Origin of the sequence: Sphingomonas sp., from assembly GCF_013816785.1 — a bacterium.
GTDB lineage: Bacteria > Pseudomonadota > Alphaproteobacteria > Sphingomonadales > Sphingomonadaceae > Sphingomicrobium.
This window is the reverse complement of sequence record NZ_JACDDV010000066.1, coordinates 1-9,519: the sequence shown is the minus strand read 5'-3', so window position 1 is coordinate 9,519 and position 9,519 is coordinate 1. Positions and strand designations below refer to the sequence as shown.

At 63.9% G+C, this 9,519-nt stretch carries 8 protein-coding genes and 1 pseudogene; 4 read left to right on the top strand and 5 right to left on the bottom strand.

Annotated features, from left to right (window positions below; translation table 11 throughout):
* The 5 genes from H0W65_RS11210 to thrS all read right to left on the bottom strand — a co-directional run.
* The coding region (locus H0W65_RS11210) for a TonB-dependent receptor (protein ID WP_294007647.1) at positions 1–1,017 on the bottom strand (1,017 nt) is incomplete at its 3' end.
* Between the two features lie 245 nt (positions 1,018–1,262).
* Positions 1,263–1,781 carry a translation initiation factor IF-3 gene (infC, locus tag H0W65_RS11205; RefSeq protein WP_294007645.1) on the bottom strand — a complete coding sequence of 173 codons (519 nt, stop codon included), beginning with the start codon at positions 1,779–1,781 and terminating at the stop codon, positions 1,263–1,265.
* Positions 1,782–2,022: 241 nt separating this feature from the next.
* Positions 2,023–3,213: a hypothetical protein gene (locus H0W65_RS11200; protein ID WP_294007643.1), complete on the bottom strand. Its 1,191-nt coding sequence runs from the start codon at positions 3,211–3,213 to the stop codon at positions 2,023–2,025.
* A 44-nt stretch (positions 3,214–3,257) separates the two neighbouring features.
* The gene (locus tag H0W65_RS11195) at positions 3,258–3,908 is read right to left on the bottom strand and encodes an AraC family transcriptional regulator (RefSeq protein ID WP_294007641.1); all 651 of its coding nucleotides are present in this window, start codon (positions 3,906–3,908) and stop codon (positions 3,258–3,260) included.
* 35 nt (positions 3,909–3,943) lie between these two features.
* A complete protein-coding gene (gene thrS, locus H0W65_RS11190) occupies positions 3,944–5,962 on the bottom strand; it encodes a threonine--tRNA ligase (protein ID WP_294007639.1) in 2,019 nt (672 codons plus the stop codon).
* A 217-nt stretch (positions 5,963–6,179) separates the two neighbouring features.
* Here thrS and H0W65_RS11185 point away from each other — a divergent pair, with 217 nt between their 5' ends.
* The 4 genes and pseudogenes from H0W65_RS11185 to H0W65_RS11170 all read left to right on the top strand — a co-directional run.
* Positions 6,180–7,265 (top strand): YjgN family protein, encoded by a 1,086-nt coding sequence (locus tag H0W65_RS11185; RefSeq protein ID WP_294007637.1) that lies wholly within the window; start codon positions 6,180–6,182, stop codon positions 7,263–7,265.
* A gap of 6 nt (positions 7,266–7,271) precedes the next feature.
* On the top strand, positions 7,272–8,345 hold the full coding sequence (locus H0W65_RS11180) for a M48 family metallopeptidase (protein ID WP_294007635.1): 1,074 nt from the start codon (positions 7,272–7,274) through the stop codon (positions 8,343–8,345).
* A gap of 158 nt (positions 8,346–8,503) precedes the next feature.
* Positions 8,504–9,274 carry an alpha/beta fold hydrolase gene (locus tag H0W65_RS11175; protein WP_294007633.1) on the top strand — a complete coding sequence of 257 codons (771 nt, stop codon included), beginning with the start codon at positions 8,504–8,506 and terminating at the stop codon, positions 9,272–9,274.
* Positions 9,271–9,519: pseudogene (locus H0W65_RS11170) on the top strand (hypothetical protein); the annotation flags it as partial. The gene H0W65_RS11175 and the pseudogene H0W65_RS11170, both read left to right, overlap by 4 nt.

Here is a 9,519-nt window from a genome sequence, read left to right as displayed (position 1 = left end):
GGCCTCTAGTGAAACACCTCCGTCGCTTGTCTTGCCTTTGTAGCTGGTGCCCGGCGTTACCGAGATGTTGCGGCTGTAGGGATTGTTGAACGCCGACAGATTCTGGCCGAGATCGCGCAGCACCCTGACAATATTATTCTGTGCCGGATCGATAAGCGCGCCGATGTTCGAATTGATCTCGTTATTGACATAGACCGCGCCGCAGCATTTTTCGTTGCGGTGCGAATAATCGCCGATCAGACGGACGCTGAGCTGGTCGTTGGGCTCAAACAATAGTTGGCCGCGGGTGAAGTAGCGATTGCGATCGTTGACGTCGGTGTCGTTGTTATTGTCGTCGTAGAAGCCGTCGCGCTTGACCCACACGCCATCAAGCCGGAACGCCAGCGAATCGCTGATCGGCCCGGTCACCCCGGCATCGAGCCGGCGATAGTTGTAGTTACCGATCGACGCTTCGCCAAAAGCGCCGAAGACGAACGATGGCCGCTTCGAGAAAATGTGAATCAGGCCGGCCGACGCGTTGCGGCCGAACAGCGTGCCCTGCGGACCGCGGAGCACCTCGATGCGGTCGATTTCCCCCAGCTCGTTGAGACCGATGCCCGAGCGCGAGCGATACACGCCGTCGATGAACACCGCGACCGAGCTTTCGAGGCCTGGGTTGTCGCCGACCGTGCCGATGCCGCGAATTCGCGCCGAGCCGTTGGCTTCGGTCCCGGTCGAGGATACCAGCAGCGACGGCGCCAGCTGGTTGAGCTGACGAATGTCGGTCGCGCCCGAATTTTGCAGCGACTCGGCGGTCACCGCGGTGACCGCGATCGGCACATCCTGAAGCGCCTGGCGACGGCCCTGCGCGGTGACGACGATTACGTCGCCCTCATCCGGCGCGGGCGCGGTCGACGCCGCTTCGGTCGGCGAAGGAGTGGAGGGAGTGGCGGGCTGACCGCCGCTGGCGTCCTGCGCGTGGGCCGGCATCGATAGTGCAACGAGGCCGGCGGAAAGCAGCCAAATCGACTTGCGCATCATTCTTCTCCCCCTAAGGACTTCTTATCATTGTGTAGGGGAAATTAATCGAGTGGCGCTGTCGATGAAAGCAAACCCGTCCTCCGACCTCGGAATCGCGGGAATTGCGACCCAAAGGACACATGACGCGGTGCAGCAAGAAGAAAGCGCAGATGCCGTAAGGGCAATCCGCACCTAATTCGAGCCAATTAGGTTCGTGGTCAGGGACTGACCCACTTGACCGCCTGTACGACGGCCCCGGTGGACTATTTGGGGCTGATGACCATCAGCATCTGACGGCCTTCCATGCGCGGATGGGCCTCGATCTTGGCCACCGCCGCGGTGTCTTCGGCGACCCGCTGGAGCACCGCCATGCCGAGCTGATTGTGGGCCATCTCGCGCCCGCGGAAACGCAGCGTGAGTTTGACCTTGTCGCCTTCCTCCAGGAACTCGAAGACCTTCTTCATCTTGGTCTGATAGTCGTGGATGTCGATGTTCGGACGCATCTTGATCTCCTTGATCTCCTGCGTCTTCTGGCGCTTGCGCTGCTCGTTGGCCTTTTTCTGGGCTTCATATTTGTGACGGCCGATGTCGAGGAACTTGGCGACGGGCGGATCGGCTCCGGGGCTGATTTCGACCAGGTCTAGGCCGACGCCCGCGGCCTGCTCGATCGCCTCCTTGGTGTACATCACGCCCAGATTTTCGCCATTTTCGTCGATCACCCGCACCTTGGGCACGCTGATGAACTGGTTATAGCGAGGGCCGGTAAAGGCCGGCGGGGACATCGAACGACGTTGATTGGGCGGTGGTATAGCATGGTCTCCTAGAGTCGTTGGTTAAACGCGCGAGGTAGGACGTTCGCGCGCCGATGGAAAGGGCACACGCCCGAAGCGTCTGATTTTCGCCGAACTATGTGGCGTTGCCGCGTCACAGTGTCGGTCATCTCAGATGATGGCGACCTGAGCGTTGCCGGCGCCCCAGAAAGCACGAGCGGACGTGAAGGCCGATTTCCCGCCGCCGGCTGCGTCAGAAGGCTGGTGGCCAGAGCCGGTCGGCAGGGACGCCCAGTGTCGCCGCGGCCGCTTCGTGAAGCGGACCCGGTGCGAAACGGCCGGCGGCGATCGCCCGATCGAGCCACAGTTCGAAATTCCCTCCGGTCAGCGGATAGCCGTCGCGCATCAGCATCTGATAAACCGCCGCCGCAAGGAGGTGCATTCCGCCGTCTGCCTTGCGCCACCGCCTGGCCGCCGGGCCGCGCAATCCGAATTTGTCGCTGATGATCTGATCGAGTGCCTGGACCAGATCCTCGTTCACCATCCCCTCGGCGGTGGTGTAGCCGAAGCTTCGATCATGTTCGGCGATGGCGCGCTTCAGCACGGGATCCGCCGCCACGATCGCGATCAACCTTCTGGCCAGGGCGCCGTCCATCGGGATCGGCGGGTGCAGCATTTCGTGACCGGCCCCGAAAACTATCGTGTCGTCCGGGTAGCTGAAGCTGATCAGAAAAGTCTGGCCTTGAACTCTGATGCCGTGCGGCTTGGTGAAATAAAGCCCGATTACATGGATCGTCGGATCGAATGTGCGACCGGTCAGCTTTTCCTGCTCGGCAATTACGTCATATTTGGCGAGATAGGCCTTAACCTCGGGAAATCTTTTTTCCATGATCGGCGCCATCAAAGCCGAGCGGAAATCGGTGAAGCCGGCGTGGTCCATTTCGCGCAGCAGCGCGGCGAGCTGCGGCGCGTTGGCCGAAAACCAGTCCCATTCCTTGGCATCCCAATTACTGCTGTGGGCAAAGGCGCCGCGAATTCGCTCGGGATGGTCCAATGCGGCGATGACATCCGCCATGGTCCGGTGAGGGGCGCCTGACAGAATAAGGTCCAGGATCGGCGACATCATGATGTCCTGCGCCTTGGCTTTATCCTTGATTGACGCGACACGATCCGAGAAGCCAGAGGTCAGCCGCGGCAGGAAGCCGCTCGTCTCCTTCTCATAATGCTGGCGGTAAAAGGGATCGAGCGACAACGCCGACAGGAAGGCGATGGCATCAAGGCCGACCGAGGTTTCGATCGACCAAATCGTCCGCATTTTCGGCGCGGGCGCTGGAGAGGCAGCGGGGCTTGGGGCAGCGTTGGCGAGACCGCCCGCGGATAGGGCTGCAATCAATAGGAATGAAAGGGCGGCGCGGGCTGGAAGCCGTTTGATTTTGTCAGTCATTGCGCGGTCCTGCCACGCGGTACGGCGATCGTATTGAACACAGTTTACCTGGAGCGGGCGGCTCGACGAATTTGCGAAGGGGTGAAGCCGGACAAGGAACGGATTTCGCGGCTCATATGGGCCTGGTCGGCAAATTCGAGATCGATGGCAAGGGAGGCGAGGCTGTCCATTCTGCCGCTTAGGGCTGAATAGGCGGCGCGGGCGCGGCCGTCGGCGCGATAGCGTTTCGGCGACACACCATAGGCCTGGGCAAAGCCTCGGCTGAGCGACGACGGCGCAATGCCAATCCGCATCGCCCAGCCACGCAGGTCGAAAACCTTGCCGCTGCGCAGCTCCGCCGCCAGCAAGTCGGGCCAATCCGCCATCATCTCTGGGCCGGGCTTTAAGCTGGCGAGCGCAAGGTGCGCAGCGGCCTCCAAGTCGCGCTCGGCGAGCCGAACAATCTCGTCCGCGTCGGCGACGCAGCCGAAGAGCGCGCCCGGACAACCCTTGAGCGGTAGATCGAGTACTTGGGCGCCACTGCTTGAAAAATGATTTTGGTGCGCTTCGAAGCGGCCATGAACGACGAGAGTCCCCGGCTCGGTTCGAAAGCGCCCGGCATCGCCCGCTTCCTGATAGCTTCCGGCGACGACGAGGGCCGCATAGCCATGTTCATGACGATGCCTCGGCAATCGATTGCCGGGCGCGTACCGCACCGCCGCACTGCTACAAAACACCGCGCCCCGCTCTATTATTCGGGCCGCAGATCGGGCGGCACGGCCTCGGCGGCGAACAGGGCGATGGCTTCGTCGAGCGCCATCACTTTTTGATGATCGTCCGAGCCCAGCCGGCGGATGGCGACCGTGCCCTCCTCCGCCTCGCGCTTGCCGACAACGAGCAGAAGCGGAACCTTCGCCAGACTGTGTTCCCGGACCTTGTAGTTGATCTTCTCGTTGCGAAGGTCAGCCTCGGCGCGCAGTCCCGCCGCCTTCAACTTCTCGACCACCTGATTGGCATAATCGTCGGCGTCGCTGACGATCGTCGCGACTACCGCCTGCACGGGGCTAAGCCACAGCGGGAAGCGTCCGGCGTGATGCTCGATCAAGATGCCGATGAACCGCTCGAACGTGCCGAGGATCGCACGGTGGAGCATCACCGGGCGATGTCGCTCGCCGTCCTCCCCGACGTAGCTCGCGTCGAGCCGGTCGGGCAGCACCGTATCGGTCTGCATCGTGCCCACCTGCCACGTCCGCCCGATCGCATCGGTCAAATGCCATTCGAGCTTGGGCGCATAAAAGGCGCCTTCGCCGGGCAACTCCTCCCAGCCATATTCGGGCGTGTTGCGACCGGTCGCGGCGACCGCGTCGCGCAAGCTCTGCTCCGACCAGTCCCACATTTCGTCCGAACCAAAGCGCTTGTCGGGACGCAGCGCCAGCTTGATCGCGTACGATTCGAAGCCGAGATCCTTGTAGATGCTGTCGAGCAGGTCGCAGAAAGCGACAACTTCCTCGATCAGCTGATCTTCGCGGCAGAAGATATGGGCGTCGTCCTGGGTGAACTGCCGCACCCGCATGATGCCGTGCAGCGCGCCGTGCGGCTCGTTCCTGTGGCAGCAGCCGAATTCGGCCATGCGGATCGGCAGCTCGCGGTAACTGGTGATGCCCTGCTTGAAGATCAGCACATGCGCCGGGCAATTCATCGGCTTCAAGGCCATCAGGTCGCCCGCGCCCGACAGAACCGGCGCATCGTCTTCGACGCCGGGGATCTCGTCGGGGACGACGAACATATTCTCGCGATACTTGCCCCAGTGGCCGCTCTTCTCCCACTGCTTGGCGTCCATCAGCTGCGGCGTCTTGACCTCGTCATAGCCGGCCGCGTCGAGCCGCCGGCGCATATATGCCTCCAGCTGGCGCCACAGGATAAATCCCTTGGGGTGCCAGAAGACGCTTCCGTGCGCCTCGGCCTGGAGGTGGAACAAGTCCATCTCCTGGCCGATCTTGCGGTGATCGCGCTTGGCCGCTTCCTCCAACCTTACGAGATGCTCGGCGAGTTGCTTCTTGTTCAGCCAGGCGGTGCCATAAATGCGGCTGAGCATCGGGTTGGCCTGGTCGCCGCGCCAGTAAGCGCCGGACACCCGCGTCAGCTTGAACGCCAGAGGGTCGAGCTTGCCGGTCGAGGCGAGGTGCGGCCCGCGGCACAGGTCCATCCAGGCGTCGTCGCCTTGGCCCGACCGGTACATGGTGATTGCCTCGCCCGCGGGCAGCTCCATCACCCACTCCGCCTTGAAGCTTTCCCCCGTCCGCTCGAAGAAGGCGCGGACGTCCTCCCGGCCCCATTCCTCGCGGATCAGGGGCTCGTCGGCCCCGATCACGCGGCGCATCTCCTCCTCGATAAAAGGCAAATCCTCCTCGGTGAACATGCCGCGGCCGGGGGCCGGCGCGAAATCGTAATAGAAGCCGTCATCGGTCGACGGGCCAAAGGTGATCTGGGTCCCAGGATAGAGCTTCTGCACCGCCTCGGCGAGGACATGGGCGAAGTCGTGGCGCACCAGTTCGAGCGCGTCCTTCTCGTCGCGCGCCGTCACAAGCGCGAGGCTCGAATTCCCTTCGAAAGGCCGGTTCAAATCACGCAGCTCGCCATCGACCCGCGCCGCAAGCGCCGCCTTGGCCAGCCCTGGCCCGATAGCTGCCGCGACATCGGCCGGGGTCGATCCGCGCGGCATTTCGCGAACCGAACCATCAGGGAGCGAAATCTTGAACATCTCGGACATGGCGAAGCCTCTAGCGGCCGAGCGGCCAAGCCTCAACCTTGCAACCGCCGGAACGCAGCGGCGCGTGGGTGAACCCGGCGGCTAACGCAAGATCGCGTTAGGGGTAACCCGCCTTAGCGGGAGAGATTTCGTTGCGCGCGCGTCACCACTAGACTTCCCGCAATTATTAGTATTCGGGGAAATCAATTATAGTATTCGGGGGCAATCAATGGATGCGATGACGAATGCGGCGGCGCCGCCGGAAAGGGCGATCCGTTTTACCGGCACCTGGCGTGAATATCTGCCGATCGCGGCGACCAACGTCCTGCTAACCATCGTCACACTCGGCATCTACCGCTTCTGGGCGACGGCGCGGCAACGGCGCTATTTGTGGAGCCGCACCGAGGTGATGGGCGACCGCCTCGAATGGAGCGGGACGGGCAAGGAGATGTTCGTCGGCTTCCTGATCGTCATGGCGATCCTGCTGCCCTTCTTCCTGTTCATCCAGTTCCTGCTGCCGGCGCTGGTCGCACGGGGCAAGGAAAGCGCGGCGTTCGGCATCGTCGGGCTGTTCTACATCGGGCTGATCTACCTCGGCGGGTTCGCCCGCTTCCGCGCGCTGCGTTATCGCCTGTCGCGGACTTGGTGGCGCGGCATTCGCGGCGGCAGCGACGAGCCGGGCTGGAACTATGGCGGCGAATATCTCGGCCGGGTCGCCTTGTCGGCGATAACGATGTGGATTGTCTGGCCATGGGCGGCGACACGACTTTGGAACGGCCGCTGGAACCAGATGAGCTTCGGCCCGCTCCATTTCAGCACCGCGCTCGATGCCGACGGATTGAAGCGCCGATGGGCGGCGGTCTATCTGGTGCCGATCGCCGGCTTTGCGGTCGCAGGGCTGTTGATGTTCAGCCTCGGAATGGCCGCAGTGTCGGGATCGGGCGGCGGAGAAGTCGACCCAAGCCTGGGCTTCATCATCGGCGGCATCTTCCTGTTGTTCTACCTTCTGATCCCGCTGATGACCCTTCACTGGTATGCCAAATTCTACCGCAAGGCGGCCGATTCGCTTGCGCTCGGCAACCTCGAATTTGGCTTCGACGCAAGCACTTGGGATTGGCTCAAGCTGTTCCTCGGCAATATCGGGCTGGCGATCGTCACCCTTGGTTTTGGCATTTCCTTCTGGGGCTATCGCAGCTGGTCGTTCATGGTCCGCCACCTTCACATCTACGGCGAGGTCAATGTCAGCGACCTGGCCCAGTCGACGACCCGCGCGCCGACCGAGGCTGAGGGCCTGGCCGACGCGTTCGATATCGGCGCGATCTGAGCAGCGATGACCCAGGCGACCTTTTACGACGGCGTCACCGCCGATCGCCGTTCGGTCGAGATCGGAATCGAGGGCGAAGGCGCATTGCTGGTCCGTCTCGCCAACGGCGCGCCGCTCGTCGTGCCCGCCGCCGAGCTGGCGATTGTCGAGGACGACCAGCGCCACCTCGTCTTGTCGCGCAAGGATCATCCCGGTTGGCGGCTGCTGATCGACCCGCCGGTCGACCCCGCGATTCGCGCGCTGTTGCCCCGCGCCGCCCGCTACGGCGCCTGGATTGACCGCGTCGGCTTGCCCAAAGCGACCGCGTTGCTCGGTGTGGTTGCCGCAATCATATTGTTCGTCGGCTATTCCGCCCCAGCCTGGGTCGCACCGCTGGTGCCCGAGCAATGGGAGCAGAATCTCGGCACCGCGCTGGTCGGCGATTTCGGCGACAACGCCTGCCGCGATCCCGCCTCGACCACGGCGCTGGCGGCCATGGCGCGGCGGATCGACCCGCTCGCGGGGGGCCGCGGGCCGATCCCGATGACCCTGATCGACGTGCGCATTTTCAACGCCGCCGCTATCCCCGGCAACCAGATCATCATCTTCGACGGCGCGCTGCGCGATACGCCCAATCCCGACGCGATGGCCGGAATTCTGGCCCATGAGATCGCCCATGTCCGCCGCCGCCACGTCACGCAGGCGCTGATCCGCGAGCTTGGCATCGGCGCGCTGATCCGCCTGTTCGCGGGCGACGTCGGCGCCAATGCACAGCAGATCGTATCGCTGAGCTACACCCGCTCCAACGAGGCGGAGGCCGACGCCGACGCGATCACCGCGCTCGACCGTGCGAGCATCGACCCGCGCCCGACCGCCTCCCTGTTCCGCAAGCTCGGCAAGCAGGCTGGCGGGTTCGACTCGGTCGAATGGCTCAACAGCCATCCGCGAAGCGCCGACCGCGCCAAGGCATTCGACGCCGCCTTCGACAAGAGCCGCGCCTACACGCCTTCGATTTCCGCGGCCGACTACAGGGCGATCCGCATCGCCTGCCCCGCCAAGCGCAACGCCGAGCGGCGCGCCAGGATCGCAGATCGGCGCTAAGCCGGCGGCGAAAGCGCTGTCCTACATCGGTCGCTTTGGCTAGGCAGCGGCAATGGGCCGATCCTCCGCATACCCGTTGGCCGATCGGGCGCGCATCCCGCGTGCATGGGCTCGCGCGGGCACGCGTGGTTAGTGCGACTTTTGAGACTATTCAGCCCATGACTCCGACCGAAATCGCATCGACCGAGCTCGCCTATTTCGACCCCGGGGATGGCCGGCGAATCGCTTATCGACGGCGTTTGCCGAGTGTGGGCCAGCCGACCATATTGTTCCTGCCCGGCTATGCGTCCGACATGGAAGGCGCCAAGGCCGAGGCGATCGACGCCTTTTGCGCGGCGCGCTCGCTCGGCCGCCTGCGCCTTGATTATTCGGGCACCGGTTCGTCGGGCGGCGATTTTGCCGAGGGAACCCTCGACCGGTGGCTCGGCGAGGCGGTGGCGGCGATCGATATGCTCAGCGACGGTCCGCTGATCGTTGCCGGTTCGTCGATGGGCGGGTGGCTCGCGCTCCACGCCGCGCTGGCCCGTCCGGATCGAGTGAAAGCCGTGCTCGGCATAGCCGCCGCGCCCGACTTCACCGACTGGGGCTACACGCAGGAGGAAAAACAGGCGCTGATCGACTCGGGCCGACTGGAGCGGACCAATCCTTACGGGCCCAATCCCTCGGTCACTCACTTCGCCTTCTGGCGTTCGGGCGAGGTGCATCGCCTGCTTTACAGCCCGATCAATCTTTCCATTCCGGTGCGGCTGGTTCATGGCGAAATCGATCCGGACGTGCCGATCGGCGTTCCGATCAGGCTGATGGCCGACCTTCATTCATCCGATGTCCAGCTTCGGTTGATCAAGGGAAGCGGTCACCGCCTTAGCGAGCCGTATGAGATCCACGCGATCCTCACCGAACTCGCCTTCCTTGTGGACCGCATCGCATGATTTACTTCGCCGCCCTTGCCCTTGCCCTCGCCACTGCGCCTGCCGGCCCTGCCCTGCCTTCGGCCTGCCCGTCGGTGCTGACCGCCCAGGCTCAGTCGTGCCGCGCGGTCGAGGCCGACAAGGCCGGCCGCTTCGCCCAATCCGCGGCAGCATTCGAAAGCGCCGCCGAGCTTACCCCGGCGATCGATGCCGCGCGCGACCGCGCGCTCGCTGCCGCCGGCAACATGTGGATTGCCGCGGGTCAG

Excerpts from the sequence above, each read along its gene's own strand:
- infC (WP_294007645.1), bottom strand. The coding sequence starts at position 1,781 with ATGTCCCCGCCGGCCTTTACCGGCCCTCGCTATAACCAGTTCATCAGC.
- H0W65_RS11200 (WP_294007643.1), bottom strand. The coding sequence starts at position 3,213 with ATGACTGACAAAATCAAACGGCTTCCAGCCCGCGCCGCCCTTTCATTC.
- H0W65_RS11180 (WP_294007635.1), top strand. The coding sequence starts at position 7,272 with ATGACCCAGGCGACCTTTTACGACGGCGTCACCGCCGATCGCCGTTCG.
- thrS (WP_294007639.1), bottom strand. The coding sequence starts at position 5,962 with ATGTCCGAGATGTTCAAGATTTCGCTCCCTGATGGTTCGGTTCGCGAA.
- H0W65_RS11185 (WP_294007637.1), top strand. The coding sequence starts at position 6,180 with ATGACGAATGCGGCGGCGCCGCCGGAAAGGGCGATCCGTTTTACCGGC.
- H0W65_RS11175 (WP_294007633.1), top strand. The coding sequence starts at position 8,504 with ATGACTCCGACCGAAATCGCATCGACCGAGCTCGCCTATTTCGACCCC.